A 26,649-nucleotide genomic window follows, 5' to 3' on the forward strand; every position below is an offset into this window, starting at 1 on the left:
TATCAACACTCTAGGTGATTTTTGTTTTAGTTAAATTTTAAATATTTTCGTCTCAATAATTATAAATCAGTATTTAAAAATGCCTCACACTTAGAATTAGCAGTGTTGAAGTGGTTTTTAATGCGTCACCAAACTTTTAAGTGAGAACGATATTTTTATTTGACGCGAATAAAATCAACAAATGTAATTATCCATTTCAAATGCTACGGGATACTAAAAGAAAATTCTTTTTCATCACAATTACTCGAAGGTGCTGCATAGTCAATTTTATTGCAAATAAAAAGAAAACTAATAACAGTCGGCACTCGTCTAATGTTATGAAGGGAGGGCATGGAATGGGTAGTTACTCAATTGAACAAGCGAAATTACTTCCGTATGAAACAATCATCGATGAACTAATGAACGATTATGGTCAAGATATATTACAGCTTGTTATGCAGTACGTACGTAACCTCCCTATTGCAGAAGATTTAACACAAGAAATTTTTGTGAAGTGCTATAAGGCATTGCCAACCTTCCAGTTTAATTCCTCAATGAAAACTTGGTTATGGCGCATTGCGATTAATCATTCAAAAGATTATTTGAAAAGTTGGTATGCAAAAAATGTGCATGTGACTGAAGAAAACATATTCACACAAGTGAATAGTGGGGATTGTGTCGAGCAGCAGGTTATTCAGCAGCAACAAGACGATGAGTTAGCACGAGCCGTGTTCGCGCTACCGGTGAAGTACCGTGAAGTGATCTATTTATGTTATTACGAAGAGCAATCGATGAAGGAAATAGCAGACGTCCTGCAGCTAAACGAAAGTACGGTAAAAACGAGACTTCGAAAAGCTAAACAATCATTAAAAAAACGACTGGAGCGTGATTAAGGTGGAAGAACGCTTAAAAAATTTGAAAAAAGCAGTCGATCAAACTGTTTTTAATAAAGTAGAATTCATGGCAAAGCATCAAAAGCAAATACATAACCAATTACACATTGTGCCCCTAAAACAAACAATTCTATCCATGCTTACAGAATTAAAATCAGGCACGGAGTTAACGCAAATGCTGCATGTACGCGGTGTAGAACAAATTGTTAACAATGAAGGAACTATTTATTCGATTTTACATGAAGCCGAGCAGAACCAATGGCTTTCTGCAAGGTGGGAAAGTGGTGTGAAGTATTATCAATTAACGAAGCTCGGGAAAAAGCAATTACAAGAAGATAATGCACATGTAAAGCTATCCGTTAAAGAATTAATTTGGGGGGTGCGAATGCATGTCGAGTAAACAATTTCTGCAGCAAGTTACAAGCTATATTCGTTCAAAAGAGGCACGAAGCTATGTAGAAGAAGAATTGCAGCACCATCTGACTAATTCCAAACAAGCCTGGGTGAATAAAGGCCACTCACCAAAAGAAGCAGAGCAAAAAGCGATTGCAGAAATGGGCTCTGCTTCACAGCTTGGGAAATCGATGGACAAAATTCATAGGCCAAAGTGGGATTTCTGGCTAATTGGTGCAGTAATGTTATTAATTCTCGTAAGCTTTATACCGATTTTAACGACGGATTTTAGTCAACAATTTGGATCAGGTATGAATCGTTACTTTGTCGAACATAAAATTATTCATATTATACTAGCCATTGCAGGAATAGCTGTCATCATGTATTTCGATTATCGTAAATTGCAACGCTTTAGTATGCTGATTTATGGGGTTGGGTTGTTGTTATTATCTAGTTTATGGTTTATGCCGACCGACTTTGTTAATGGACAGGCAATGTTTACGATAGGTCCAATTCGTATTCAGTCATGGGCGGTACTACCATTATTATTAGTAGCTTTTGCAGGGTTTTTTACTGAACGTAAATGGAAAGGTTGGACACTGATAGGATTATTTCTACTTCCGTTATTCTTTTTCATAATGATAGCGAATCCTGCTGTAATGCTTTTATTTATTGGAGTTGTAGCTGTATTGTTTAGCTTTAGCTATTTCAATCGAAAAGTGAAGCTTTATGTATTTTTAGTAGCAGGGGGACTTGGATTAGCACTATTGGCGTATAGTGTATATGCTTATAACTATTTACTTGTGCCTTATCAAACAGAGCGCATTGCAGCATTTTTACATCCTGAATTATACGCAGATTCAGCAGGTTACATGATGCTTCATTTAAGAACAGTACTCGCAGGAGCTGGCTGGTTCGGTGCGGAGACGATGTACTATGTACCCGAAGCACATACTGATTATGCATTGGCACAGTTGATTCAATCGTATGGTTATGTTGCAGGAATCGCAGTTATTATTGTCATACTCGCTGTTGCACTACGCATTTTATGGATGGTTCGTACAATGCCACAATCATTTGGTAAACTACTGGTTTTAGCAGCAGTGGCATTATACAGCTGTCAAAGTATTTACTCGATTTTCATGGTGTTTGGGTTCTTACCACTAACAGGTGTACCGCTACCATTTATTAGCTACGGAATTACACCATTACTGCTAAATGCCTTGTTAATCGGCTTAGTCTTAAGTGTCTATCGACGAAAAGCGTACATCGGAAAACAAGTATTTTCAGCATAAAGAAAGCCGTATGAAAAGCCTATATCCGCTTTTTCGCAATTTGTAATAGCGTCAGAAAAATTCATATTTAAAATGGTAATGAAGGATAGCCCACTAGAAAGCCCAAAATTGAGACTTAGTTGGACTTATAAAAGTGCTGTATTAAACTGTGCTTATCCCTAAGACGGAGAACCGTATCAAAGTAAATAAGGTTCTTATTATTTTTGTCAGTCGTGTTGATTAACAGAAATCATACAGGGTTTACTCGAGTTACTCTCCATTGAAATTCTATCGTTTCTTTCAAACTAATATGAGACCCAATCAGTAAGGGATCATAAAGAAATACCTGTTGTAGTTGTTACTTAGAAGTATTGTTACAAGGTGTGTTCTTAGTTTATATTTGCGAGTTTGACAATATGCAACCCCGTCGATTAAATATGACGGGGTTTTATTCATTTTAATAGAATTAATAATTTTAATTTATTTTTTATGTTTGAAGTAATACTAGGGCAGAGACGTAGTTATTAAAATACCTACTCTGTAATTTATGAATTAATAACAAAACTCACAAATAGTATACATATGGATTATTTAAATTTATCTTATTATTCCAACGAAGTTCATGGCATTGACACATTATCCACAGAGGTTTATTATTGTTACGAAAAGTAACTTGGTTATTAAAAGTCACTATAATTATGAATGTTGCTTGTATTTTAAATAAAATAATTTTTTTAAGGAACTAGTTGGGAAGGAGCAAGTATAGTAGGCGGTAATAATAAATTTAATGATGGATATATTAACCTGAAGAATTCTCTTTAATAACGGCACTTTCATCATAAAACTTCTTTCAAAGTAGAAAAGGACGTTAGACGGTTACTTTGAAAATAGAAATGAAATATGGAATAGGGGAAAACATCATGAGTCAGTCAAAGAAAAAAATCCACTATGCTTGGTGGGTATTAGTAGGGTTAGTTGTAATGGTCGGAGCTGCAAAAGGTGGTATTTTAACAACTGGTGGACTATTTTTAACTCCGGTTACAGAAGATTTAGGGATTGGAATGGGAAGTTTAACATTGTACTTTAGTATTTCATCAATTGTAACCATGATATCACTACCGATTGCAGGTAAGATGATTGCAAAATATAATATTAGAATAATTTTAGTGACTGCTGTAATTTTGGAGGCAGGCTCCTTTGCAATGTTTGGGTTAATGAACTCCGTATGGGGATGGTATTTGTTTGCTATCCCTATGGCAATGGGATCTGTATTTGTAACACAATTGGCGGGTCCTGTACTTATTAATAATTGGTTTGAAAAGCACAAAGGCGTGGCTATAGGTATTATGGTGGGAGCTGGAGGCTTAATAGGAGCATTTCTTCAACCGGTAGCAGGTAACTTAATCGCAAGTGAGGGTTGGAGAAATACGTATATTATTTTAGGGTTAGGTGTAATGACGGTTGTTATTCCTGTTGTGTTATTAACGATTAGAAAGGCTCCACAACATAAAGGTTTAGAGCAATATGGTAAGGATGTAGTTCAGCCAAATGAAGAGATTCAAGTTCAATCAACAACAAATAGCGGGGTTACTGCTGCCATAGCAAAAAAATCAAGTGTATTTTATTATTTACTATTTTTCTTCTTCTTTGAAACATCAATAGCTGCTTTTAACCAACATGTTGCTCCTTTCGCAATGGGGTTGGGCTATGATATCAAGTTTGCGGGTAATGCAATGGGCGCATGGTCAGTAGGTATTGTAATTGGAGCGATCTTCTTTGGTTTTCTCAGTGATAGAATTGGAGTGAAGAATACAGCGATTTCTGCCATGCTTCTAGGGTTAGTTCCAGTAGGAATTCTTATAATAGTTCCTGAAAACCCAATGATGTTTACACTAGCTACTGGCCTATATGGATTTGTTATTGCATCTCTTGGAACATTAGGGCCACTTTTGACAACTGCTTTATTTGGTAATAAAGAGTTCAGTCAAATTTATGGACTTGCAATAACGGGATTGGCAGTTGCAGGTATTGTTGCGTTACCTGGATACGGTTTTATATTTGAAATTACAGGTAGTTACACTTATGTGCTATATGGAATTTTTATAATGTTTCTCTTGAATGTGGGAGCCATTATTCTCGCATTTAAAGGAAAAAAGAAATTTGAAAAAGCAGGATTGTGGAATTAATAATAGGTTAAAGTGTTTTTAAGCAAAGTATATGGATAAGCCATACGGTGTTTACCTAATTAAGAATCCTCGTGTATTCCTATAAAGGTGGACTTTATTAAAAAGAGGTACGGCGATCCTTATTTTAGGCGGAAATGTCCTTAGTTTTTATGGAGTGCATAAAGTTGCCTAAATATAATAAATAACTAGCAACGAGAAGTTATCGCTAACTTCTTTTTTTTATTCTTTAAATAGTTAACAATGCAAAGAGCGCTATTGGACGTATACAGTCGCTGATTAGGCATGTCAAGAATAGATGAGGGAAATTAATATCACTACTAACTGAATTAGGAGTTCAACCACTCTAATAATTGTTGAAATGCCGAGATAAATTCGGCATTGGGATGGCAGGGGAAGCAATGAATAAGAAAAAGCATTATACTAATACTTACTGTACGAATTAGAAAGGTTTAGGTGAGCATATTGAATAATAACGATATATTAACTCGACTAAGATACGCACTCGACATAAAAGACGCAGAAATGGTTGAGATTTTCGCTCTAGGCGGACTCGAAACAACAAAGGCAGAAGTCCAGGATATGTTATCGAAGTCAAAAGTTAGTGCAGATGGAGAAACGCCAGACGAAGAGTACATTAAAATGATCGACAACACGACGTTAGAGTCCTTTTTAAACGGGTGTGTAACATTAAAAAGAGGACCGCAAGAGGAAACTCCAGAGACTCTCAAAAATCAGTTCTTAATGACAGCCGATAATAGAAACGTGAATAATATCTTGCTCAAGAAGATGAAAATTGCACTTTCCTTAACTAGTGAGGAAATGATTGATATCTTAAATGACGTAGGTGTCACGGTGTCAAAAAGTGAATTGAGCGCTGTTCTAAGAAAAGAAGGACATCGTAATTATAAAGAGTGTGGCGATCGATACGCTAGAAACTTCCTAAAAGGGTTGGCAAACATATATCGAGCATGAACCAAATGGCAATTAAAAGGTAGGCCCCGAATCGTTATCGGAGCCTACCTTTTTTAGTTGCTCTGCAGATAATATGACAGCGAATACGTGATAAGCTATAATCATGAAGGTTGCAGCCACCTTTCAACTAGAGAGAGGGGAGTATCTTTGATTTCACTACATAATGTTAGTAAAAGTTTTACCGGTGTTCCAGTCATTCAACCCATTTCACTCTCGATTGCACAAGGTGATATCCATGGCATCATTGGAGCGAGTGGTGCAGGAAAGTCGACGTTGTTGCGACTCATGAACTTGTTGGAAACACCAGATGATGGAGTAGTTGAGGTGAACGGCCAAAAGTTGACCGCACTCAACGCCAAGCAACTTCGGGAAGCTCGTAAATCGATCGGGATGATCTTTCAACACTTCAACTTAGTGGCCAATAAAACCGTGTACGAAAATGTGGTTGTCGCACTTGAACTCGCAAAGTATCCTAAAGATGAACGTCGGAACCGAGCCTTGGAGTGTCTGCGATTTGTTGGACTTGAAAGCTTTCAGGCCAAGTATCCCGCGCAACTAAGTGGCGGTCAAAAGCAGCGGGTTGCGATTGCAAGAGCGCTTGCGAACCACCCGCATGTGCTGTTATGTGATGAACCCACTTCATCTCTTGATCCCCATACGACCGCTGAAATCCTCACAGTCTTAGCAGATATCAATCAAAGACTTGGGGTCACCATTGTCCTTGTGAGTCATGAGATGGAGGTCATTAAAAGCATCTGCAACCGTGTAACTGTGCTTACGGAAGGGACTGTCCATGATACGTTGTCCATTACACCTAAAGGCATTCAGGCGACGGAAAGCTCTGCGAATCACTTTGTAGAACAGCTCATGAAAGATGGTGATCGCGATGCCTGAAGTACTCGTTCAATACCAAGCTGAAATTTGGCAGGCGATTGGAGAAACGTTCATCATGGTGGCGGTTTCCATCCTTGCGGCTATTCTAATTGGGCTCCCTGTGGGAACGTTGTTATACCTTTGTCGTAGGGGACAAGCTTTTGAAAATCAGGTTGTTTTTTCCGTCGTCAATTTATTCGTGAATGTGGTCCGTTCCTTTCCGTTTCTATTGTTAGTCGTCTTCTTAATTCCTTTTACCAGACTTCTGATTGGAACAGCAATCGGCACCGCAGCTGCAACTGTGCCACTTTCAATCATCGCGATTGCCCATTACTCTCGTTTAGTGGAACAAGCGTTATTGGATGTGCCAAAAGGTGTGATGGAAGCGGCGATTTCGATGGGCGCTTCTTTGAAAGAACTCATCTTTAAGTTTCTTTACGTGGAGGCCCGTTCCGGACTCGTCCTCGGATTAACGACCTCTATCATTAGCTTCATCTCTTATTCGACCATTATGGGAGTGGTAGGAGGCGGAGGAATCGGTGATTTTGCGATCCGCTATGGCTATCAGCAGTTTAAGACAGATTTAATGATCTATATGATTGTGATCATGATCATTCTGGTACAGCTCATCCAATTTACGGGGACGTCTGTATCAAGATGGATCGACAAACGATAAAGAACAGGAGAAAACCATGAAAAAAATTCTATTACTTTTAACGATGAGTATTATTTTAGTATTGGCAGGCTGTAACAAATCAGATTCTGCTAATGAACCTGAAAAGACTCCAACAAAAGAAGATGAAGTCGTTACATTGAAAGTCGCGTCATTAATTCCACCAATGACAGAAATCTTGGAACTGGTGAAACCAACCCTTGCAGAAGAAGGTATTGACCTTAAAATAGTTGTGTTGGGGGATAACGTTCAACCGAACAGTGCACTTGCTGCAAAAGAAGTAGACGCAAACTTCTTCCAACATGTTCCGTACATGGAAGAGTTCAATCGCAACAATGATGCGAAACTGGTTCCGATTACCCCCATCTATTTTGCCAACTACGGCGTCTATTCAAAAGACTATGACTCCATGGACAAATTACCGAAGGGTGCGAGCATCGCAATTGCAAATGATATTTCAAATATTGACCGATCATTAGCATTACTAGCTCAGCAAGACATCATTTCATTAAAAGAGAAAAAAGGACCTTACTATACAAAAGCAGATATCTTAGAGAATCCGAAGAACTATGAGTTCAAAGAAGTGGACTTACTGATGCTTGCTAGAATGTATGATGATGCAGATGCAGTCATCATGACACCTGCTTATGCAGCACCACTAAATTTAACACCAAAAAGTGATGCGCTTCTAACAGAAGGTGTTGAAAATGACTTTGCCATCACGCTAATTGCCCGTGATGATAATGCAGATTCGGAACCGATTCAAAAGTTATCGAAAGCAATGACTTCCGATGAGGTCCGTAAGTTTTTGGAAGACAACTACGACGAAACGGCAATTCCAGCATTCTGATTAAAACATAAAGAGGCTTTAAGAGCGGGGATCCCTGTCTCTTAAAGCCTTTTCCAATTCCGCTCTTTCCACATTTTTTTGTATCTGAACAAACAAAAGGGACTTTCGTAGAAATCAGTTCTCACTGACTTTCTGGAGAGTCCCTTTATAGATTGCCCTGTTCAATTTGTTTAATGGCTTCTTCAAGCCAATAAATTGTGTGATCAGATTTTGTTGTAAAGTATCCAATAAGCAGTTCATTGAGATTTTCACTTTTTTTGTCTCTACGAGTAGTGTTTTCAAAATTCATGATACGATCCCAATGCGCTTTATAATGGGCCAATCTCTCTTTTAAAAGGATTACTACTTTTTCAGAATCAACGTATTTAATGTTAGCTAAGCCGATTACAATGTCATTAATGTCGTTGGCAGCTTCAAATAACTTATAAATCTTTTTGGGGAACTCTTCACGGCCTTTAGCCGTAATCGCGAATACTTGTTTATCCGGTCGATGTTCTTCCTTTATGATTTCAACAGGTTCAATTAAACCGTGTTTTGCCAGAGCATCGAAGTGATAGTACAGCTTACTCTCTGTGATTCCACCTAATTCGTCCAATGGAATGGGTTCAGACATTTGTTTTTTCAGCTCATAAGGATAGGTTTTTCCTATCATTAGTTTGCTTAATATAAACACTTGAATGCTCATTCGCAATGCCCCTTTAATAAGAATAAATTATTCTTATTATAACATGATTAAGACAACACTTTAGTAATTTCTTCGATTTCAGTCCTTGTTGCGGACTTGTCAGTTGGTTTGGACTTGTGAACGGTCGCAACGATTATGATATTTATGACCATTGCACCTAAACCAACTGCAGCTAGAGACCAAAGGAATGGACTTGGACTAATGCTTCCATATAAATCTGCTAAGTAACCTTGTACTGAATAATACATAGGTGTGATATGACTCGCCCATTCATATGGCTTGTACATCATATCACGTGAGATGACTGCCCCATTTGCTAAAGTCTGTACGAAGATTAGTGGGATATTGAGAATCATACCAGCAGATCCAAATAAGAAAATAAGAATCGCTGTGAAATTGAAACTTGCCATATAGATGAGGGTCTGATGACCAATGATACTAAAGAACAAGCTTCCATCAGGTTGGTTCACTAAATAGGTGATTCCTGTAGCTGCTAGTGAAGATAACACTGCTATTAAAAGAGCAGTCAATTGTAAGTAGATGAATAGTCGCGTCTTGCTAGCTTTTCCACGGCTTTCTTTAAAAGCTTCTACTAATTGCATGGATCCAATCATAGCCCCGATATAGCTCGCCATTGTTAGGAACATAGGAAGCATATTGTTATGCATGCCATCTGGTATTTTGTTAACGGTTACCACGTTTCCGACATAAGCCGTTTCAATTTTCTCGGCTAATTCAGCGGCCTGCTTTTCAGGTACATTAAAATTCATCAAAACGCTTTGTGCAGTTTGTTGAGAGAATTGCTCACTCAGCTGATTATTAATTTCTGTAACGACTGACTTCATAGAAGAAGAAATGACTGTTGCTCCTGCGTCATTAATTGTAAAGTCGATACTAGATGATGTCTCACCGTTTTGCATATCCGAAGAAAATGATTCGGGAATATGAACGACTAAAGCTAAATCATTTTTTTCTAAATCCTTTAGTGCCTGTTTGTTTTTGATATCTGTTTCTATATCTTTAAAAGGTAAGTTTTCTTGTAATTGATCAGCAATTTTTGCCCCATAGTCACCTGCATCATCATTGACGATTGCAATCGGTAACTTATCAATATTTCCTGGAATAGCCGTATAACCTGGCAAGAAGACCCCTAGCATGGCAATCGCATAGAATACCCCCATAATGATGGCGGCAATGGAACCTCTTGTTTTTAGAAATTGTGTGAATTTCATGTGTTTTTCCTCTCTCCAATTCAATATACACTTTAACTTAAGGACTTTAGAAAAAGTACTTTGTTTAAAGTATCTCATCATTTTATTCTTTTTCCTTAGGAAGTCAACTATTTTGATTGGATAAGGATCAGATGGAATTTGTAGCAAGTGAAATGTGAAAGTGCTAAATCAGCACAACAACTATCATATGAATGGACTAGCTACAGCGTATACTGATAATCAGGAGTGATGAAATTGAATGAGTGTATTCAGCAAATGATTGATTGGATAGAAGACAACTTACAAGGGGAGTTCTCATTGGACGAGTAAGCAAGTCATATGGGGTATTCCACATACTACTGCTCTTTTAAGTTTCATCAAGCAACCGGTATTAGTGTGCGGCGTTACATTTTGCTTCGAAGATTATATTTGTCTACAGGAGATTTAGTAATGAATCGTAAAATCATCGATATCGCTGTTGATTACAACTATTCATCGCAAGAGGCTTATAGCAGAGCTTTTAAATCAGTTTTTGGTGTGAGTCCAAGAGATTTTCAACGCCATCAAATGCCAGTTCAATCAATTGCCAAACTAATAATTCATCCAGGAAAGGACGGAGATAGTATGAATACTCGTAGAGAAACAGAAGTAGCAAACTTGCATAGTGAAAAGAGTGAATTATTTGACCGGGATGTGTTGAATATCTTAAATGGGGAAGTCATGTATGAGGAGTTCAAAAATAAAAAACTGATGGGAAATTCCGATTATGCCCCATTTAATGAAGCGATGTGTGTCCATGAAACGACAATTCCAATTTTCGATTCCACATTCATTGAAACACGTGCTTTAGGACATCATGTCTCTATGGAAAGTTACATCTCTAAAGTAATGCAACCTTTAATAAATCTCAATCAGAAAAACTATAATTATATAGTTTTGTGGTTTGGTGAAGATATGTTTTGTCAGATGAATCTTCTAACCGTTCTTGCGTATCTTGAGCAGTCGGATTATAAAGGTACGGTGTATTTAAATAGTTTTAGAGAGGACGAATTTAAAGTAACTCAAACTGAACTTGCTTTAGGAACCTATTATTCAGTCTATGAAGACGTGCTTGTGAATCACAAGAAGCCGAAACATAAAGTGCTGCCTGTGTTGTACCAGGCAATCGAGTTGTATCTAGAAATGCAGACAGAAAACAATCCTGTTACTAAATACATTGCAAGAAATAAACAGTTGTCTCAATCCGAATTGCTTAAGCGGTTATTTGAGGTTTTCCCGATGATCGGGTATGGAGACACTCAGTATATAGAGCTGATAAATAGAGCACAGTAAGGGAATATCACTGAGCTTGTTTAGAAGAAGCGCATAAGGAGTGCAGCTGTACCAGTGGATTAGTAAACCGTCAGATCGTGCAAAGTAAAATATAAATTTCTGTTTAACTCGTACGTACTACTAATAAAATAATCCGTATCACGAGTAAACCAAAAGACCGCAACGCACGGGTCTTTTGGTCTTTAAAAGTGTCTGATCCAACTAATCTCATTCAAGACTATTCTCAAGTTCTAAAGACACGCCTACACAATTCGAATTCCTTAATAGGAAGTCCAGCCTCCATCTACACCAATTACCTGTCCATTCACGAAACTCGCAGCATCCGATCCTAGGAGGATGGCCAACTCTGCTACTTCTTCAGGCTGTCCGACGCGCGGGTTCAGGGACATACCAAGTGATTGGCGACGAGCACCAAACTCGCTTATATTTTTCATGGAAGAACTGATATTTGTCGCGATTGCTCCGGGGGCAATCCCATTGCAACGTATGTTTTTGTCTGCGTACATGAATGCCGTATTTTTTGTTAGACCGACGACTGCGTGCTTTGATGCTGTGTACGCAGCTCCCGCGCGACCACCGTAAAGTCCGCCTGCAGAGATGTTATTGACGATAGCGCCGTGTCCTTGTTCCATGAATAGGTTCACTGCAATGCGCATAGATCTCATGACGGCCGTTGTGTTCACAGAGAAAATTCGTTCCCATTGTTCTTCTGAAACTTCTCCAACAGGCTCCATCCCATCCATGATACCGGCGTTGTTTACAAGGATGTCCAATTTACCAAATGCTTCTTTTGTTTCATCGAATAGCCGTTGCACATCCTCTTCAGATACCACATTTGTTTGAACTGCAATCGCTTCTGCACCTAAAGCTTTAATTTCTTCTACCACAGCTTGAGCACCCTCCATGTTGATGTCGGACACTACGACTTTAGCACCTTCCTTTGCGTACCCTACAGCAATTGCTTTTCCCATACCGGATGCTGCTCCAGTGACGATGGCTACTTTTTCTTCTAATCTCATTTGAATCTGCCTCCTCTGATTTTACTGTACACCTGTTCAATAAAATTATAGTATTGAGTGTGAGTTCTTACAATAATCAAATAGTTAATAGTTGTTCATTAAGGAACAGAACTATTAAAAGCTGTTCAATAAGAGGTGAAAAGGGATGCGGACAGATTTGCGCGTGATAAAAACAAAAGAGGCATTGCATAACGCTTTGCTGGAGGTATTAGATGAAAAGAGCTTGGACGATATTTCCATATCAGAGATTTGCAGAAAGGCAAAGGTGAACCGAGGTACTTTCTATTTGCATTATGCTCAAGTGGAGAATTTATTTGAAGAGTACTTCAAAGAAATTACTGCTGACTTGGCGAGGTCCTATCAAGAACCGTATCGCCACGTGACTGTATTGAATACAAAAGAATTAAATCCTGATACAATACGTATTTTCCATCACATTGAAAAATATCAGCACTTCTACCGCATTGTGTTTTCAAAGAAAGTCCCATTGCTGTACTATTATTTATTGTTTGAGGAAATCAAACAATTATTGCTTAAGGATCAAGAAGCGATATTGCATGAAGAAATTGACCACGAGCTACATTGCTCTTATCAGGCGAATGCCATCATTGGAATCATCATTGATTGGTACCATAAGGATTTCATCTATAGCGCTGATTATTTAAACCGCCAACTCGTCCAAATCGTAAATATACAATCAGGTAATTCCAAGGGTACTTGACGGCATTCCGTTTATGATTAAATGAAAAATTACAAAAGCAGGTGACAACTCATGAACCGAAACGTAATTGACGCACACATCCACTTAGATATGTATGAGGATTATGAACGTGTCCAAATTCTAGATGAATTAGAAGCAACGTCTGTTGAATCATTAATTGCAGTCTCAAACAATTTAGCTTCTTCACTTAGGCAACTGGAGTTTGCCCGAATGGACAGTCGGGTTAAACCTGCTATCGGATATCATCCAGAACAGTCGCTGCCGAGTGAAAGGGAGCTTGAAGGAATTATGCAGCTCATTAATGCTAATCATGACTGTCTCATTGCAATAGGAGAAGTCGGTCTTCCATATTATTTGCGTCAGGAGGAGCCGGAGATAGATGTAGCGCCTTATGTGAATTTACTTGAGCGCTTTATGCACAAAGCGGTAGACTGTGATTTACCCATCGTGTTACATGCTATTTACGAAGATGCTGAGCTTGTATGTGACATGTTGGAAAGCTATCACATCACACAGGCGCATTTCCATTGGTTTAAAGGGGATGACGCAGTTCTAGACCGTGTTCTTCGGAATGGGTATGTTCTATCGGTTACGCCCGATGTTACTTATGAACAAGAGATTCAACATATAGTCAAACAAACCCCACTGTCACAATTAATGGTGGAAACAGATGGACCTTGGCCATTTAAAGGCCGATTTGCAGAGAAGATGACTCATCCATCCATGATGCACCATAGTATAGAAACAATCGCAGATATTAAGGGGATAAGAGTAGAAGAAGTTTATCGACAAATCTATGGGACAACCCGGAAATTTTATAGGATATAATGGTCGTGAAGAGCTGAATAGATTGGCACATCCATTTAAACTGTAATCATACAGAACGCGAGATCATTTCACTTTGATGATCTCGTGCTTTTTTGTGGGGGGAGAATATCTTCACCCTAATTTACTTACGTGATGTAAATTAAACAAACGGTTGGAAATAGCTTCTCTTGAGATTCTTTAATTATTCACCCGCCAATGATACGATAACCTTATGAGAAAGCATGGAGGTGCAGAAACTTTATGTTCTTGGAGGATTGGAAGAAACGACTAAATGACAATGAGTCATTGTTCATTGGAGAAGACACTGCATTTCGCGCGGCGGTATTGGTACCGCTCGTTCAAGAATCAGGCGAGTGGCATGTGGTTTTTGAGAGGCGTTCTCTGACAATGCGTAAACAGCCGGGAGATAGTAGTTTTCCAGGAGGTCGAATTGACTTGGCAGACGCTTCTCCAATGGATGCTGCATTGCGAGAAACGCATGAAGAATTAGGGGTCGATCCAGATACCGTCAACATCATTGGAAAGCTGAGTCCATATATTGCATCTCCTTCGTTTGTCGTCTATCCCTTTGTTGCGGTGTGTGACTACAATGAAATTATCCACTCATTTAATAAGGATGAAGTCGAGGAAGTCTTTGCGATTCCATTGAAGTGGTTACTTGACCATGAACCGGTTCTTCACAGAGTACCGGTTCAACCTGCGCCCTTGCCTGACTTCCCGTTCGATAAAATCTACAATGGAGAGCGGTACCAATGGGGAAAGCGGTCACAGGAAGAATGGTTTTATGAATATGAAGAGTATATTGTTTGGGGATTGACTGCTCGGATATTAAAGCACTTTATCGATTTGATTAAATAAAATAGTATCTCACATAAAGGAGCCATGAAAATGAGAGAAAAGAAGTCATGGACAGTAAAGATCCTTATAGGAATTGCAGCCTTACTGCTGATTGCGATGGCTGGATTCTTCATCTTCGTCAGTACTTCCTATGAGGCAATTCCATCTGCAAAGAAAAGCTTAGAAACAGATGATCAGTTGATAGTTAAAGACGAAGGAGATATTCTATTTGAACCGATTTCCGAGGCGCATGATATCGGATTTATTTTCTATCCTGGCGCCAAAGTGGAAGCACCTGCTTACGCAACGATGGCAAGAGAAATTGCAGCGAAAGGATATCCTGTTATTCTTGCAGACTTGAGATTTAACTTAGCGATTCTTTCTCCTAATCATGCGGATGAGATCATAAGTAACCATCCTGAGATTAAAAGGTGGGTCATTGGTGGTCACTCATTAGGTGGTGTGATGGCGTCCGATTATGCGCTGGATCATGAGAATGTAGAAGGGCTTGTGTTACTTGCATCCTATCCTCAAAGTAAGACTGATTTGAGCAAGTCATCGTTAAACGTGTTGTCCCTTTGGGGAAGCAACGACGAGGTGGCAGATCTGGAGAAAGTGAAAAATGCAAAGGAAATCATGCCCAATGATGCGGAATTCATCGAAATAAAAGGTGGGAATCACGGTGGTTTTGGAGAGTATGGTCATCAAAAAGGCGATGGAGACTCTTCGTTGTCAGGGGATCAGCAAATTCAAGACACCGTTAAATACATTGTGGAATTTTTGGGAGAACTGAGCGAGTGAAGAAAACCTTGCTTACCTTAAGATAAAACCTGCATGCAGAAAGTTCATCCACATGCAGGGTACACTTAAATCACGAACATAACACAACGATTTGATAAGGCGTCGTCTGAGCAGGGATACTCCGAGTTGTTGCACCATATACGACAAGTAGATCTCGATTGGCCAGGTTTCCAGTGAAAGGCTGCCCATTCTGCAGGACGACTTTAGTAGCTGGATTCATGTTCAGCTGTAACGTGTGATCACTGCTTACTAACTGATCATCAAAATGATCGACTTTCACAAATTGTCCTCGTACATTTTTGCTTACAATTAACGCACTGAATTGGGGTGGAAAGATAAGAGGCGCAGGTGCATCACCATCGTAAAATCCTGTTACCTGATCCCCGACTGATACGACTTCGTGATCGACAAAGTAAGTTGTCGGAGCCACTACAAAATTCACTACGTTTCCATAACCATTATCAACTGACATTAGCTTATAACAGCCCACCTCGTTATACTGACCGATAGAAAAGTCATTAATGGCAGTCACGATGCCAGCAAAGGCTTGATAGTTTATCATTTCAATTCCCCCCACTATATGCTTGAGTTACGTCTACATAGAGTATGCCTGCATTCCAACTTAGTGAATCCTAGGATACGAATAGTACTGTAAAAGAGTAAGCCAGTTGCGGCTTGCTCTATTTTATAAAAGTTTTGAAATGGCTGTATACCTTTTGCGAATTCGATTGTTATATAGGAGAGAGGAGCTTAGCGGACACATGACAGAAGAAGACCTATTATCGATGCTATACAAAGATAAATATTTGTTTATCCAAAACTACTTGATGAAGCTCGGTTCCTCTCTCCAAGATGCCGAGGATATTGCGCAAAACACATTTACGAAAGCCATCGTCAATAATATCCACACTACGATGGAGAATCCGATTTCTTGGCTATTCCGTGTTGCAAGAAACGAATACTTTACGTTATGCAAAAAGAAGAATCGGGAAATTATGATGTACATCGAGCCAGATGGAATTGAGCAATTGCTGTCGATAGAAGACGGCGAGTCCATTTTACTTGGTAAAGAAAGCAGAGCGGCCATTCAGCACGTGTTAGGTGAGTTAACTCCTGCTTTTAGTAATTTACTGTTGTTTAAATATGAATTTGAAATGTCCTATGAACAAATCGCATCACTGCTCGATATGAAAGTTGATACAGTCAAAACCTCTTTATACAGGGCACGCATTGCATTCAAGAAAAAATGGAGTGAAAACGATGAGAAATTCTGATAACGATCTCGATGCAATCTTTAATCATGATGATTCAACCAATCTATTTAAACAAGCAAAACGGAAGAACATTCAACAGAACGTGGTCATCAATCTAATTCTAGTACTTTCAACAGTTGCTTTTCTAGTCATCATCAAGTGGTGGATCACCCCCTATCTATTGACACAAGATACAGCAAAAGTGGAAACCTATTACACGGTGTTCGGAGCAAATATGTATGTCGGTCAATGGCAAGAACACCCCAAGTTACTAGGATCGAGTGCGACTGCTCCAGTTTACAAGTTAGTAGATGGTATTCCTGTCGAACTGAAAACCGTTCAGCACAAAAATAATACGGTAGATGCATTCGTTTCCAGTGATCATGGAGTGTTTCGAACGAATGGGCAGAAGGTGACGACGTTCATGCATCCAAATGTGGTGTATAAGGAATACAACAAAGACTTAACATCCCTTCAAGAGGATACGTTGTATGAAGTGGCGCTGTCATTTAGCAGATCCTTCACTCCCGAAGAACTTGAAAGTCAATTCCCTGAATCACTTACACCCTCTTGGCTATGGCTTGATGTATTTGACGAAAATGAAGTGAAGGCGATGCAAAAAGAGCAACCCATTTTCACTGAGGATGAAGTTGTCGGCATTTCTACAGTAGATCAAAGTGGAGCCCGTTTCGAAAATCCTGCAGAACACTTTCAAGAGGATTTGAAGCTTTCGATTTCCAAAAATCGAGGAACAGATAAAGAGAATCTGATGCAAGTTAAAGAAGCAATTGATCGTGAATCTCCAGAAGTAATTGGTGCTGTTGTTACAGGATCAGCAAATGATTTACAACAATTACAACAACTCGACTTCGTAAAAAATATATCAATTGGAGCAAGTGTACACAACTAGAGGAGGAACATGTCATGTCTAACATAGTTCGAAAAGTCATCTTCATCATTGCAGCGCTTGCAGTTAATATAAGTGCCGTGAGTATTATATCCTTCTTTTTATTTGGAACAACTTCAATCTTTTCAATAGATGTATTGCTTGGTTTGTTGTTGCTTACTGCATCTAACATTCCTGTCATCATCCTGTATCGAGCTATGAAGAATGAGAGGGAAACTAGTTATTTAACGGCATTACTTGGAGCAATCGGCATTTGCATTGCATTCATCACATTAGCGAATATTTGGACACTCACAGTTCCAATCGTTATTTTCAGTGTCAGTATTCTAATCGCATTGGTTTTCAGTATTCGTAAATAAGACGCCTATCGTCCCAAATAGAATGAAAAAATCCTCCGAAATGGGTACGCTACATTTCGGGGGATTTCTTGTGCTAATGAATTTTTATAGGGCTTCCAGAGAAACCTCTATGTTGTCTCGCGTCGCTTTTGAGTATGGGCAGACCTGGTGAGCTTTTTCGACTAACTCTTTCAGCTGGTCTTTTTCAATACCTGTACCTTTAACTTGAAGTTTCACGGCTAACTTAAAGCCTTGGTCCGCTTCGTCTTTCTGGAGGCTGACATTTGCAGTGACTTCAGATTCGAATTTTACTTTTTCTTTGCCAGCGACTAATTGCAGTGCGCTGTCAAAACATGCTGCATAACCTGCAGCAAACAATTGCTCAGGGTTTGTTGAGCTTTCTAGTTTTTTAGCTCTAGGAGTTCCGGGCATTGCTGTATCAAAGCTTACGACATTATCGGAGGATTGAACGTGTCCTTCACGTCCACCGTTTGCAGTTGCAGTTGCTGTGAATAGTGTTTCTGACATGATATCACTTCTCCTTATTTTCTATTTAGTACGATAGATAGTGTTTACCCTATGCTCAAGTTTTTAAGCATAGGAAACAGATAGGTATTGTTAATGCCTAATTCAAGTCTTCAATAACCCTCAAGATTTCTTCCATGTACGCAACTATTGCTATAATGTAAGAGAGTCAAAAGCGAGTGCTGAACTTTGAACACTCTATGTTGGATGTGAGCTAAGTCAGATCCAAAACAATCGATCTTAAAAGTAGAAAGCAGGGACTTTATATGAATAAAAAAGACATTGCTGATATTCGCAAACAATTTAAAGTAGATACGGATTTACTCATGATTACAGACATTTATAATGTTTACATTCGCCAGGAAAGCAATGAAATCTATCACGAGGAGAGCCAAGCATTCGGGTTAATGGAGCTGGAGCAACAAGAATTATTTTTAGCGAACTTTAAAAAGGTGTTAGGCGGAAAACTCGCCATGAAGCTATTCGAGGTTCGGTTTGCAGAAGTAAAAGAAGGGCAGACAGACAATACCCAACAGCTCTTATACGCAGGACTCCATACAAAAGAAGTGGATGATTGGAAAGAAAGCATGCAGTTGATCGCACAGAAAATGGTCAAGGACACTCAGTATGAAAAAGACTTGGTCATTACGTTCATTCGGGGGAAGTATTATAAACCGACGAAAAAGAACTTGGAAGAGTTGGAAATGGCTGAAGGGGACGAGGCGTATACAACACCTTTCATTCTTTGTAGCATGAATCACACCGAACTACCGAAAAGTTCACTCGTGTTCGACTTTATCGAACGAGAGTTTAAGTCCAGCGAGATGACTGATCCTGTCGTCAAATTAGCCTCGCCTATTGGTGGGTTTTTGTTCCCTTGTTTTACTGACAATGCAGCCGATGTGAATCACATTTTGTATGCTGCGGGTAAGGCGAACAAACCGGATTATCAATTTATCGAGAATGTGCTAGATGGCGAAGAAATCATGACGGCTGAAGATGACAAAGCAGTGTTTGAAGAAATTGTTAAGCACGTTGTGGGAGATGAAGTCAATACCAAAATGCTGGCTAACGTCTATGATGAACTCAACCGAATGACGACCGTGGAAGACGAAGGTGAAGATGAGGATTACGTCCCGACATTGGATACAAAAGAATTGGAACGTGTATTGAAATTGAGTGGAGCAGAAGACGTCGATACCGAAAAAGTACAACAGGCATTCCAATCTGTAGTTGAAGATGAATCCTATGAGTTGAAAGCGAGCCACGTTGTCCCGAGTTACACATCAAAATCTATAAAAATCAGCACGAAAGTCGCAAATATTTCAATCAGCCCACAAGATTTAAAATACGTGAAACAAGTTAACTACAACGGCAAACGCTGTCTCTTAATCGAGGTAGAAGAAGATACGATGATTGAAGGATTTACGTTGATGGAAGAAGAATTGTTTGAATCGTAAGTCTGTAGGTAAGTTAGCATCTTACAACAAACGAAGGAGCACAGAAGATTCGTAATGGAAGATACAAAAAGGCTGATTGCATGAATGCAATCAGCCTTTTTTATTTTTGGACTATTGAATTCAAAAAACTAGTAATATAAAGTAAAGGTATCGGTAGTGATGCGAAATCGAATTCAAAGGAATGAGCGTAATGAGAGAAACGGTAACTGCAAAGGATGTAGCTAAACTGGCAGGAGTCTCCCAGTCTTCAGTTTCGAGGGTGTATTTTGAAGGAGCATCTGTTTCAGAAAAGACGAAGAAGCGGGTTCTTGAGGCTGCGGAAGAACTTGGCTATCGTCCTAACGTATACGCGAGAAGTCTCATAACGAATCAGTCAAATATTATTGGTCTTGTCATGAAAGGCGTTCAAAACCCTTTTTATGCGCAAGTGTTGAAACGGTTTAGTTCAATATTTAAGCAACATGGATACAGTATTTTGTTTGTCTATACGAACAATGATGAAATCCAAAAAGAGGATGTCGAGACGTTATTGAACTATAATGTGGCGGGTGTGGTAGTCACTGATGCAACCATGTCGTTTTCGGTAGGGGAAGAGTTTAAGAAAAATCATATTCCACTCGTCTTCTTTAATAGAAAGCTAGGCACAGGAGAGTTCCATTCAGTGTGCTGCAATAATTTAAGTGCGAGCCGTTGGATTGCGCAATACTTACTTTCAAAAGGTGCATCGGAGCTGGTGTTGATTACCGGAGATGAACACACGTCTACGAGTATTGAGCGGGAAAAAGGTTTTTGTGAGGTTCTCGATCAACAGAGAATAGCATATCGGAAATATAACTCAGATTACACATATGAGGGTGGCTATCAGACAGCTATGACTGTCCTGGAAGAAAAGCAATTGCCGGCAGCATTTTTTGTAGCTAATGACATTATGGCGCTAGGAGTAATTGATGCGCTTCGGAAAAATGATATTCGTATTCCACAAGACACAAAAGTTGTTGGATTTGATAATATTGAAATGGCTTCTTGGCCCGCATATGAACTGACGACTTGGGAACAGCCGATTGAAGAAATGATAGAGGAAACTGTGAATTATTTATTGGCAGAAATCATGTCCTATACCGGTTTAGCACAAATTATTGAGGTGGATGGAAAATTTGTTGAAAGAAAAACTACATAAAAGTGTTGACTAAAATGAATAATAGGAATAATCTTTTCTCATAGAGTTTGTTGCATACGTATGCAAATGAAAGAACTCTCCGTGAAATGAGAATAGGTGTGTAAATAATTTTTTTATAAATCGGAATGTAAGCGGTTTAAAAATAGGAGGCGGAATTATGGTGAAAGTAATTAAAGCAGGTAAGTCACAAGAAGAAGTAGTTGCAAATGATACTAAGGTGTCTGAAATTGTTGCAGGTGCATTAAAAGATGTAGAGACTCGTGGTGATCAAGCGGTAAGAGAGCTATCGGCGAAGTTCGATAAATGGACTCCTGAATCATTCCGTTTAAGTGATGCTCAAATTCAAGAAATCGTTGAACAAGTCCCTTCTAGTGTCATTGAAGACATTAAGTTTGCTCAAAAAAACATTCAGACGTTTGCACAAGCACAACTGGATTCTTTGAATGATGTAGAAGTTGAAAGCATTCCAGGAGTTATTTTAGGTCATAAAAATATTCCTGTAAATAGTGTTGGATGTTATATCCCTGGTGGCCGTTATCCGATGGTAGCTTCTGCACACATGAGTGTTTTGACTGCAAAAGTTGCTGGAGTGAAACGAGTAATTGCATGTACACCGCCGATCAATGGTGAAATTCCACACGCAACAATTGCAGCTATGTATTTAGCTGGAGCAGATGAAATCTACTTGCTCGGTGGCATTCAAGCAATGGCAGCAATGGCAATCGGAACAGAAACTATCGAATCGGTAGACATGATCGTTGGACCGGGTAATGCATTTGTCGCAGAGGCGAAGCGTCAATTATACGGACGGGTTGGAATTGACCTATTTGCAGGTCCTACAGAAACGTTAGTAGTTGCAGACCATACAGCAGACGCAGAAATGATCGCAACCGATCTTCTGGGTCAAGGTGAACACGGACCAACTTCTCCAGGAGCATTAATCACGACTTCTGAAAAGCTCGCTTACGAAACGATTGAAGAAATCGCACGTCAGTTGGAGACGTTGTCGACTGCAGATGTTGCAAGTGTTTCATGGGAAGATTATGGCCAAGTATTAGTCGTCGATTCAATTGAAGAAGCACGTTTTGAAGCTGATCGTCTTGCGTTTGAACACGTAGAGATTTTAACGGAGGATCCAGATTACTTCCTAGAAAACATGACGAACTATGGTTGCTTGTTCTTAGGACCTGAAACGAACGTTGCTTACGGGGACAAAGTAATCGGCACGAACCACACGCTGCCGACAAAAGGGGCAGCACGTTATACTGGTGGACTGTGGGTAGGCAAATTCATTAAAACCGTGACGTATCAAAAAGTGAAGCCGGAAGCTAGTGCTTATATCGGAGAATACGCAGCACGTCTTTGTAAGCTGGAAAACTTTGAAGGACATGCGAAACAAGCACTCCTTAGAGTAGAACGGTACGGTAAAAACTAAATCGTACACTTGGGGAAATTGGGGGTTTTACTATGTTAGGATTCATTGGTCTTTTTGGGGGACTAGCAATATTAATCTTTTTGACAATGAAGGGGATGAATCTCCTCATTGCAGCACCAATAACTGCACTGTTTATCGCCGTGTTAAATGGCATTCCTCTCTTCCCACAGTTAGCGGAAGAGGGAGCTGTAAATTTCTTAACGAACTATATGGGCGGATTTACGGGGTTCATCGCATCCTGGTACTTGATGTTCTTGACGGGAGCCATATTCGGTAAAGTCATGGAAGACAGTGGTGCCGCTGATAGTATTTCACAATGGATTGTTAGCAAAATCGGTATGAAACGAGCAGCTTTAGCAGTAGTCATCGCCTGTGCTGTTTTAACATATGGTGGTGTCAGTTTGTTCGTTGTCGCATTTTCTGTTTATCCGATGGCTTTGAGTCTATTCAGACAAGCCAATCTGCCAAGACGATTCATACCAGCTGCATTGGCATTCGGTTCAACAACATTTACGATGACATCTGCGGGCTCTCCAGAGATTCAAAACTGGATTCCGATTGAGTTTTTAGGCACAACACCATACGCAGGTTGGGAAGTCAGCTTTTTTGTAGCAATCTTCATGTTCTTGTTTGGATACTGGTGGTTGAAACGAATGATTTCTAAAGCGGTTGCTAAAGGTGAAAGATTTGTTGCTAGAGACACGGATCAGGAAGCGGATACGCGAACAGAACTTCCGAATCCATTACTTAGTATGATTCCTTTAGTCGTTGTCCTTGGAATTACATTGATTTTACACAAATCACTTGGAACGTCTGCATTAATTATTTCTTTGAGCGGTGGTATTTTAGCAACGTATTTGATCAATAAAAAGTACTTTCAGAACTTCGGGCATGCGGTTGGTGAAGGTGCAATGGGGGCAGTTATTGCAATCGCCAACACAGCCGCAGTCGTTGGTTTTGGGGGTGTGGTAAAAGCGACACCTGCTTTTGAAGCGGCGGTTGGCGTAATGACAGACATCCCAGGGAGCCCGCTTATTGGGGGGGCACTGGCAGTTGCCGTTATCGCTGGACTTACGGGTTCGTCATCGGGTGGACAGGCGATTGCCTTGCCACTTCTGGCACCGCATTATATGGATTTAGGTGTCGATCCAGATGCGTTACACCGTACAGTAGCCATATCTTCAGGGTCATTGGATTCACTGCCACAAGGAGGATACGTTGTGACAACGATCCGTTCCATTGCAGGTGAAACGCATAAAGACGCGTATCCAGCATTTGGAGCCTTGTCTGTTGTCGTACCACTCATTGGTGCCGCTTTGGCAGTCATCTTATTCTCTATAGGCTTGTAAGAGTTCAATACCCAACAAACCGGCTAATGGTTTGTTGGGTATCTCTCGTTTACTAAACAAAAATAAGGGGTGGTTTAAATGGAGAAGATTTCAATAATAGGTTGTGGAACAATGGGGCATTCAATCGCGTTAGCGGCGGCATGGGAAGGATTTCCGGTAAAACTTATTGGGATAAATGAAGCTGATCTTGAAACGGCCAAAACAGGATTACAAAATAAGTTAACTGTGATGATGGAAAACGAACTGATCGATTTGAAGAAAATAGAAAAAATTCGCGGGAATATCGAGTTATCGACGTCTTTAGAAGAGATGGTTTCTACTTCGGATTTCATCTTTGAGGTGATTCCTGAACAAATCGAACTGAAACGGGTATTGTATAAAAAGCTAGAAGAATTAGTGAGTGACACATGTATTATTGCTAGCAATACATCCGGATTTAAACCGAGTGAGCTTGCAAAAGAGATGAAGCATCCGAACCGCTTCATTGTCACACACTTTTGGAACCCTGCTCACTTAGTTCCTCTTGTAGAAGTGGTAAAGGGTGAGCATACAGACGAGCGAACCATTGAGAAAGTGATGCAAATTCTTGAACAGATGAATAAGAAACCGGTTCTGCTAAAGAAAGAGATCACGGGCTTCATAGGTAATCGTCTTCAATATGCATTGTTCCGGGAAGCCCAGTATTTATTGGACATTGGAGCTGCAACGAAAGAAGACATTGACGCTGCAGTTACATATAGCATAGGGCGCCGCTTGCCGGTAACAGGTCCATTAATGACGGCAGACATGGGTGGACTGGATGTGTTTTCAGCGATTTCAAATTACTTATTCAGCGAGCTAAGTACAGCTCAACAATCTGGTGAAACACTCACTCACCTTGTAAGTGAGAAACATTTAGGTGATAAAAACGGACAAGGTTTTTATGAATGGGATGAGAAGACATCTATAGAGGTCAATGAAGAGCGTGAACGCACACTCATCCATTTCTTGAAAAATGATCGGAATAACCGTGAGGAGGAGAGGAAATGAGTTCTTATTTCTCTGAACTTAAAGGGAAGACTGTTGTCGTTACAGGTGGTAGTAAGGGAATAGGAAAAGATATTGCACTCACATTTGCAGAGTTGAATGCCAATGTAATCATTACTGGTCGTAATGAAAAAGTACTCAATGAAGCTGTACGTGAGCTACAAGTATTTAACCCAAAATGCATGGGGATCTCTGGAGATTTGAGTGTTCTAGCAGTGATCCAGCATCTGGTTGAAACAGTTGTAACTACCTTTGGAACGATTGATGTGTTAGTGAACAATGCAGGAGTAAACATTGCGAAGCCTGCATTGGACGTGACAGAATCGGATTGGGACACTGTACTCGATTTAAACTTGAAGTCGGTCTTCTTTAGCAGCCAGGAAGCAGCTCGTCATATGCTTGCACAAAAAAGTGGTAAGATTATTAACATTGCTTCGCAAATGGCGTTTGTTGGGTATTATAAGCGTGCGGCGTATTGTGCAAGTAAGGGCGGGCTCGTTCAATTGACGAAGGCGTTGGCAGTTGAATGGGCAGAACATGGCATTACGGTAAATGCGGTTGCCCCAACTTTCATTGAAACTGAGTTGACGGCAAAAATGTTTACAGATGAAGCCTTTAAACAAGATGTAGAAAAGCGGATCTTGTTAAATGGATTGGCAAAGCCGAAGGATATATCTGGAGCTGTACTCTATCTAGCTTCCGATATGGCTGGCTTTGTAACAGGAGAAACCATTAAAGTAGATGGCGGATGGACGGCAATTTAACTTAAGGGGATGAAGTAATGGTAGAAGGCAACGTTTTGTTCATTACAGGAGCGGCTCGAGGAATCGGCTTTGATATTGCAAAAGCCTTTTCAGAAGCCGGAGCAAAAGTGGTTCTTTCAGATCTTAGTCAACAAGCAATCGATGAAGCAGTCGCTCAGTTAAGTGGAGATGTTTCGGGAATCGTTTGTGACGTCACGAAAGAAGAAGACATTCAAGCTGCAATTGAATTCACTGTGAAAACCTATGGAAAAATAGATATCTTGGTGAATAACGCAGGTCTACAACACGTGTCGTTCATCGAGGACTTCCCAACTGAAAAGTTCGAACTGCTCTTGAAAGTGATGCTAACGGCACCATTCATCGCCATTAAACACGCAATGCCATATATGAAAAAACAGAAGTTTGGCCGCATTATTAACATGGCATCGATTAATGGGGTTATAGGATTTGCAGGGAAAGCTGCCTACAACTCAGCGAAACATGGCGTGATTGGCTTAACAAAAGTAGCTGCATTGGAATCTGCAACAGATGGTGTTACCGTGAATGCAATTTGTCCGGGGTATGCAGATACGAAACTGGTCCGTGACCAATTCAATGATCTTGCTACAACTCGAAATGTTGAAGTGGAGCAAGTATTGGAAGAAGTTTTGTATCCACTTGTGCCACAGAAAAGATTGATTGACGTCAAAGAAATCACTGATTTGGCGTTGTACATGTCGAGTGAATCTGCAAAAGGGATTACTGGACAAGCGATTGTTTTAGATGGTGGATATACGGCTCAGTAATCGGGTGTAACTCATTTCGAATTCGTGTAAACGAAAGAGGATCCTTGAAGCATATATGAAAGTGAAAAACCGCACACCGACCTGGAAACTCAGGTTGGAGTGC

Annotated in this window: 27 protein-coding genes and 1 pseudogene; 23 read left to right on the forward strand and 5 right to left on the reverse strand. The window is 39.9% G+C overall.

Annotation, left to right across the window (positions count from 1 at the left end; all coding sequences use genetic code 11):
• The first annotated feature begins 335 nt into the window (after window positions 1-335).
• From RL70_RS00005 to RL70_RS00040, 8 genes are all read left to right on the forward strand, one after another.
• Window positions 336-872 carry a sigma-70 family RNA polymerase sigma factor gene (locus tag RL70_RS00005; protein ID WP_039041387.1) on the forward strand — a complete coding sequence of 179 codons (537 nt, stop codon included), beginning with the start codon at window positions 336-338 and terminating at the stop codon, window positions 870-872.
• Between the two features lies 1 nt (window position 873).
• Window positions 874-1,272, forward strand: a complete 399-nt coding sequence (locus RL70_RS00010; RefSeq protein WP_039041388.1) for a helix-turn-helix transcriptional regulator — start codon at window positions 874-876, stop codon at window positions 1,270-1,272.
• The gene (locus RL70_RS00015; protein WP_039041389.1) at window positions 1,262-2,560 is read left to right on the forward strand and encodes an FtsW/RodA/SpoVE family cell cycle protein; all 1,299 of its coding nucleotides are present in this window, start codon (window positions 1,262-1,264) and stop codon (window positions 2,558-2,560) included. The genes RL70_RS00010 and RL70_RS00015 overlap by 11 nt, the downstream gene beginning before the upstream one ends.
• An 899-nt stretch (window positions 2,561-3,459) precedes the next feature.
• Window positions 3,460-4,725 (forward strand): MFS transporter, encoded by a 1,266-nt coding sequence (locus RL70_RS00020; RefSeq protein WP_039041390.1) that lies wholly within the window; start codon window positions 3,460-3,462, stop codon window positions 4,723-4,725.
• Window positions 4,726-5,247: 522 nt separating this feature from the next.
• Window positions 5,248-5,697: a DUF1456 family protein gene (locus RL70_RS00025; RefSeq protein ID WP_231567204.1), complete on the forward strand. Its 450-nt coding sequence runs from the start codon at window positions 5,248-5,250 to the stop codon at window positions 5,695-5,697.
• A 147-nt stretch (window positions 5,698-5,844) separates the two neighbouring features.
• A complete protein-coding gene (locus RL70_RS00030; protein WP_052245690.1) occupies window positions 5,845-6,591 on the forward strand; it encodes a methionine ABC transporter ATP-binding protein in 747 nt (248 codons plus the stop codon).
• Entirely contained in the window at window positions 6,584-7,246 is a 663-nt protein-coding gene (locus tag RL70_RS00035) for a methionine ABC transporter permease (protein ID WP_039041392.1), read from the forward strand. The genes RL70_RS00030 and RL70_RS00035 overlap by 8 nt, the downstream gene beginning before the upstream one ends.
• A 16-nt stretch (window positions 7,247-7,262) precedes the next feature.
• Window positions 7,263-8,093 carry a MetQ/NlpA family ABC transporter substrate-binding protein gene (locus tag RL70_RS00040; protein ID WP_039041393.1) on the forward strand — a complete coding sequence of 277 codons (831 nt, stop codon included), beginning with the start codon at window positions 7,263-7,265 and terminating at the stop codon, window positions 8,091-8,093.
• A gap of 145 nt (window positions 8,094-8,238) precedes the next feature.
• On the opposite strand, the gene RL70_RS00045 is transcribed toward RL70_RS00040, so the two are convergent.
• Both RL70_RS00045 and RL70_RS00050 read right to left on the reverse strand, forming a co-directional pair.
• On the reverse strand, window positions 8,239-8,778 hold the full coding sequence (locus RL70_RS00045; protein ID WP_039041394.1) for a PadR family transcriptional regulator: 540 nt from the start codon (window positions 8,776-8,778) through the stop codon (window positions 8,239-8,241).
• Between the two features lie 47 nt (window positions 8,779-8,825).
• Entirely contained in the window at window positions 8,826-10,010 is a 1,185-nt protein-coding gene (locus tag RL70_RS00050) for a YhgE/Pip domain-containing protein (RefSeq protein ID WP_039041395.1), read from the reverse strand.
• Between the two features lie 234 nt (window positions 10,011-10,244).
• On the opposite strand from RL70_RS00050, the pseudogene RL70_RS00055 reads away from it, so the two are divergent.
• Window positions 10,245-11,321 (forward strand): annotated as a pseudogene (locus RL70_RS00055) (AraC family transcriptional regulator).
• Window positions 11,322-11,581: 260 nt separating this feature from the next.
• Here the strand turns inward: RL70_RS00055 and RL70_RS00060 are convergent.
• A complete protein-coding gene (locus tag RL70_RS00060) occupies window positions 11,582-12,340 on the reverse strand; it encodes an SDR family oxidoreductase (RefSeq protein ID WP_039041396.1) in 759 nt (252 codons plus the stop codon).
• Window positions 12,341-12,485: 145 nt separating this feature from the next.
• Here RL70_RS00060 and RL70_RS00065 point away from each other — a divergent pair, with 145 nt between their 5' ends.
• From RL70_RS00065 to RL70_RS00080, 4 genes are all read left to right on the forward strand, one after another.
• Complete coding sequence (locus RL70_RS00065) at window positions 12,486-13,061, forward strand: TetR/AcrR family transcriptional regulator (RefSeq protein WP_039041397.1); 576 nt, start codon at window positions 12,486-12,488, stop codon at window positions 13,059-13,061.
• A gap of 51 nt (window positions 13,062-13,112) precedes the next feature.
• The gene (locus tag RL70_RS00070; RefSeq protein ID WP_039041398.1) at window positions 13,113-13,889 is read left to right on the forward strand and encodes a TatD family hydrolase; all 777 of its coding nucleotides are present in this window, start codon (window positions 13,113-13,115) and stop codon (window positions 13,887-13,889) included.
• Window positions 13,890-14,129: 240 nt separating this feature from the next.
• Entirely contained in the window at window positions 14,130-14,747 is a 618-nt protein-coding gene (locus tag RL70_RS00075; RefSeq protein WP_039041399.1) for a CoA pyrophosphatase, read from the forward strand.
• A 30-nt stretch (window positions 14,748-14,777) separates the two neighbouring features.
• A complete protein-coding gene (locus RL70_RS00080; protein ID WP_039041400.1) occupies window positions 14,778-15,527 on the forward strand; it encodes an alpha/beta family hydrolase in 750 nt (249 codons plus the stop codon).
• Between the two features lie 70 nt (window positions 15,528-15,597).
• On the opposite strand, the gene RL70_RS00085 is transcribed toward RL70_RS00080, so the two are convergent.
• Window positions 15,598-16,089, reverse strand: coding sequence for a hypothetical protein (locus RL70_RS00085; protein ID WP_039041401.1), 492 nt, complete (start codon window positions 16,087-16,089; stop codon window positions 15,598-15,600).
• 199 nt (window positions 16,090-16,288) lie between these two features.
• On the opposite strand from RL70_RS00085, the gene RL70_RS00090 reads away from it, so the two are divergent.
• Genes RL70_RS00090 through RL70_RS00100 form a run of 3 tightly spaced genes read left to right on the forward strand, consistent with a single transcriptional unit; the run spans window position 16,289 to window position 18,046 of the window.
• Window positions 16,289-16,801 carry an RNA polymerase sigma factor gene (locus RL70_RS00090; protein ID WP_039041402.1) on the forward strand — a complete coding sequence of 171 codons (513 nt, stop codon included), beginning with the start codon at window positions 16,289-16,291 and terminating at the stop codon, window positions 16,799-16,801.
• On the forward strand, window positions 16,788-17,690 hold the full coding sequence (locus tag RL70_RS00095) for an anti sigma factor C-terminal domain-containing protein (protein WP_039041403.1): 903 nt from the start codon (window positions 16,788-16,790) through the stop codon (window positions 17,688-17,690). Before RL70_RS00090 ends, RL70_RS00095 begins: the two co-directional genes overlap by 14 nt.
• Window positions 17,691-17,704: 14 nt before the next feature.
• Window positions 17,705-18,046, forward strand: coding sequence for a hypothetical protein (locus RL70_RS00100; RefSeq protein WP_039041404.1), 342 nt, complete (start codon window positions 17,705-17,707; stop codon window positions 18,044-18,046).
• An 84-nt stretch (window positions 18,047-18,130) separates the two neighbouring features.
• Here the strand turns inward: RL70_RS00100 and RL70_RS00105 are convergent, their stop codons facing one another.
• Window positions 18,131-18,553, reverse strand: a complete 423-nt coding sequence (locus RL70_RS00105) for an organic hydroperoxide resistance protein (RefSeq protein ID WP_039041405.1) — start codon at window positions 18,551-18,553, stop codon at window positions 18,131-18,133.
• Window positions 18,554-18,816: 263 nt separating this feature from the next.
• On the opposite strand from RL70_RS00105, the gene RL70_RS00110 reads away from it, so the two are divergent.
• The 7 genes from RL70_RS00110 (at window position 18,817) to RL70_RS00140 (ending at window position 26,546) form a co-directional block, all read left to right on the forward strand.
• Window positions 18,817-20,010 carry a DUF4317 domain-containing protein gene (locus tag RL70_RS00110; protein ID WP_039041406.1) on the forward strand — a complete coding sequence of 398 codons (1,194 nt, stop codon included), beginning with the start codon at window positions 18,817-18,819 and terminating at the stop codon, window positions 20,008-20,010.
• A gap of 190 nt (window positions 20,011-20,200) precedes the next feature.
• Complete coding sequence (locus RL70_RS00115; protein ID WP_052245691.1) at window positions 20,201-21,187, forward strand: LacI family DNA-binding transcriptional regulator; 987 nt, start codon at window positions 20,201-20,203, stop codon at window positions 21,185-21,187.
• Between the two features lie 157 nt (window positions 21,188-21,344).
• Window positions 21,345-22,622 carry a histidinol dehydrogenase gene (gene hisD / locus RL70_RS00120; RefSeq protein WP_039041408.1) on the forward strand — a complete coding sequence of 426 codons (1,278 nt, stop codon included), beginning with the start codon at window positions 21,345-21,347 and terminating at the stop codon, window positions 22,620-22,622.
• 32 nt (window positions 22,623-22,654) lie between these two features.
• Window positions 22,655-23,971: a GntP family permease gene (locus tag RL70_RS00125; protein ID WP_039041409.1), complete on the forward strand. Its 1,317-nt coding sequence runs from the start codon at window positions 22,655-22,657 to the stop codon at window positions 23,969-23,971.
• Window positions 23,972-24,049: 78 nt separating this feature from the next.
• Window positions 24,050-25,000, forward strand: coding sequence for a 3-hydroxyacyl-CoA dehydrogenase family protein (locus RL70_RS00130; protein WP_039041410.1), 951 nt, complete (start codon window positions 24,050-24,052; stop codon window positions 24,998-25,000).
• Window positions 24,997-25,761, forward strand: coding sequence for an SDR family NAD(P)-dependent oxidoreductase (locus RL70_RS00135; protein WP_039041411.1), 765 nt, complete (start codon window positions 24,997-24,999; stop codon window positions 25,759-25,761). The genes RL70_RS00130 and RL70_RS00135 overlap by 4 nt, the downstream gene beginning before the upstream one ends.
• A gap of 17 nt (window positions 25,762-25,778) precedes the next feature.
• Window positions 25,779-26,546, forward strand: coding sequence for a 3-hydroxybutyrate dehydrogenase (locus tag RL70_RS00140; protein WP_039041412.1), 768 nt, complete (start codon window positions 25,779-25,781; stop codon window positions 26,544-26,546).
• The last annotated feature ends 103 nt before the right edge of the window (window positions 26,547-26,649 follow it).

Source organism: Sporosarcina sp. ZBG7A (assembly GCF_000813425.1).
Taxonomy (GTDB): Bacteria; Bacillota; Bacilli; order Bacillales_A; family Planococcaceae; genus Sporosarcina.

What these genes read in the sequence shown, in the direction of transcription:
- RL70_RS00005 (WP_039041387.1), top strand. Translation starts at nt 336, where the DNA reads ATGGGTAGTTACTCAATTGAACAAGCGAAATTACTTCCGTATGAAACA.
- RL70_RS00015 (WP_039041389.1), top strand. Translation starts at nt 1,262, where the DNA reads ATGTCGAGTAAACAATTTCTGCAGCAAGTTACAAGCTATATTCGTTCA.
- RL70_RS00020 (WP_039041390.1), top strand. Translation starts at nt 3,460, where the DNA reads ATGAGTCAGTCAAAGAAAAAAATCCACTATGCTTGGTGGGTATTAGTA.
- RL70_RS00025 (WP_231567204.1), top strand. Translation starts at nt 5,248, where the DNA reads ATGGTTGAGATTTTCGCTCTAGGCGGACTCGAAACAACAAAGGCAGAA.
- RL70_RS00035 (WP_039041392.1), top strand. Translation starts at nt 6,584, where the DNA reads ATGCCTGAAGTACTCGTTCAATACCAAGCTGAAATTTGGCAGGCGATT.
- RL70_RS00040 (WP_039041393.1), top strand. Translation starts at nt 7,263, where the DNA reads ATGAAAAAAATTCTATTACTTTTAACGATGAGTATTATTTTAGTATTG.
- RL70_RS00045 (WP_039041394.1), bottom strand. Translation starts at nt 8,778, where the DNA reads ATGAGCATTCAAGTGTTTATATTAAGCAAACTAATGATAGGAAAAACC.
- RL70_RS00050 (WP_039041395.1), bottom strand. Translation starts at nt 10,010, where the DNA reads ATGAAATTCACACAATTTCTAAAAACAAGAGGTTCCATTGCCGCCATC.
- RL70_RS00060 (WP_039041396.1), bottom strand. Translation starts at nt 12,340, where the DNA reads ATGAGATTAGAAGAAAAAGTAGCCATCGTCACTGGAGCAGCATCCGGT.
- RL70_RS00065 (WP_039041397.1), top strand. Translation starts at nt 12,486, where the DNA reads ATGCGGACAGATTTGCGCGTGATAAAAACAAAAGAGGCATTGCATAAC.
- RL70_RS00070 (WP_039041398.1), top strand. Translation starts at nt 13,113, where the DNA reads ATGAACCGAAACGTAATTGACGCACACATCCACTTAGATATGTATGAG.
- RL70_RS00075 (WP_039041399.1), top strand. Translation starts at nt 14,130, where the DNA reads ATGTTCTTGGAGGATTGGAAGAAACGACTAAATGACAATGAGTCATTG.
- RL70_RS00080 (WP_039041400.1), top strand. Translation starts at nt 14,778, where the DNA reads ATGAGAGAAAAGAAGTCATGGACAGTAAAGATCCTTATAGGAATTGCA.
- RL70_RS00085 (WP_039041401.1), bottom strand. Translation starts at nt 16,089, where the DNA reads ATGATAAACTATCAAGCCTTTGCTGGCATCGTGACTGCCATTAATGAC.
- RL70_RS00090 (WP_039041402.1), top strand. Translation starts at nt 16,289, where the DNA reads ATGACAGAAGAAGACCTATTATCGATGCTATACAAAGATAAATATTTG.
- RL70_RS00095 (WP_039041403.1), top strand. Translation starts at nt 16,788, where the DNA reads ATGAGAAATTCTGATAACGATCTCGATGCAATCTTTAATCATGATGAT.
- RL70_RS00100 (WP_039041404.1), top strand. Translation starts at nt 17,705, where the DNA reads ATGTCTAACATAGTTCGAAAAGTCATCTTCATCATTGCAGCGCTTGCA.
- RL70_RS00105 (WP_039041405.1), bottom strand. Translation starts at nt 18,553, where the DNA reads ATGTCAGAAACACTATTCACAGCAACTGCAACTGCAAACGGTGGACGT.
- RL70_RS00110 (WP_039041406.1), top strand. Translation starts at nt 18,817, where the DNA reads ATGAATAAAAAAGACATTGCTGATATTCGCAAACAATTTAAAGTAGAT.
- RL70_RS00115 (WP_052245691.1), top strand. Translation starts at nt 20,201, where the DNA reads ATGAGAGAAACGGTAACTGCAAAGGATGTAGCTAAACTGGCAGGAGTC.
- hisD (WP_039041408.1), top strand. Translation starts at nt 21,345, where the DNA reads ATGGTGAAAGTAATTAAAGCAGGTAAGTCACAAGAAGAAGTAGTTGCA.
- RL70_RS00125 (WP_039041409.1), top strand. Translation starts at nt 22,655, where the DNA reads ATGTTAGGATTCATTGGTCTTTTTGGGGGACTAGCAATATTAATCTTT.
- RL70_RS00130 (WP_039041410.1), top strand. Translation starts at nt 24,050, where the DNA reads ATGGAGAAGATTTCAATAATAGGTTGTGGAACAATGGGGCATTCAATC.
- RL70_RS00135 (WP_039041411.1), top strand. Translation starts at nt 24,997, where the DNA reads ATGAGTTCTTATTTCTCTGAACTTAAAGGGAAGACTGTTGTCGTTACA.
- RL70_RS00140 (WP_039041412.1), top strand. Translation starts at nt 25,779, where the DNA reads ATGGTAGAAGGCAACGTTTTGTTCATTACAGGAGCGGCTCGAGGAATC.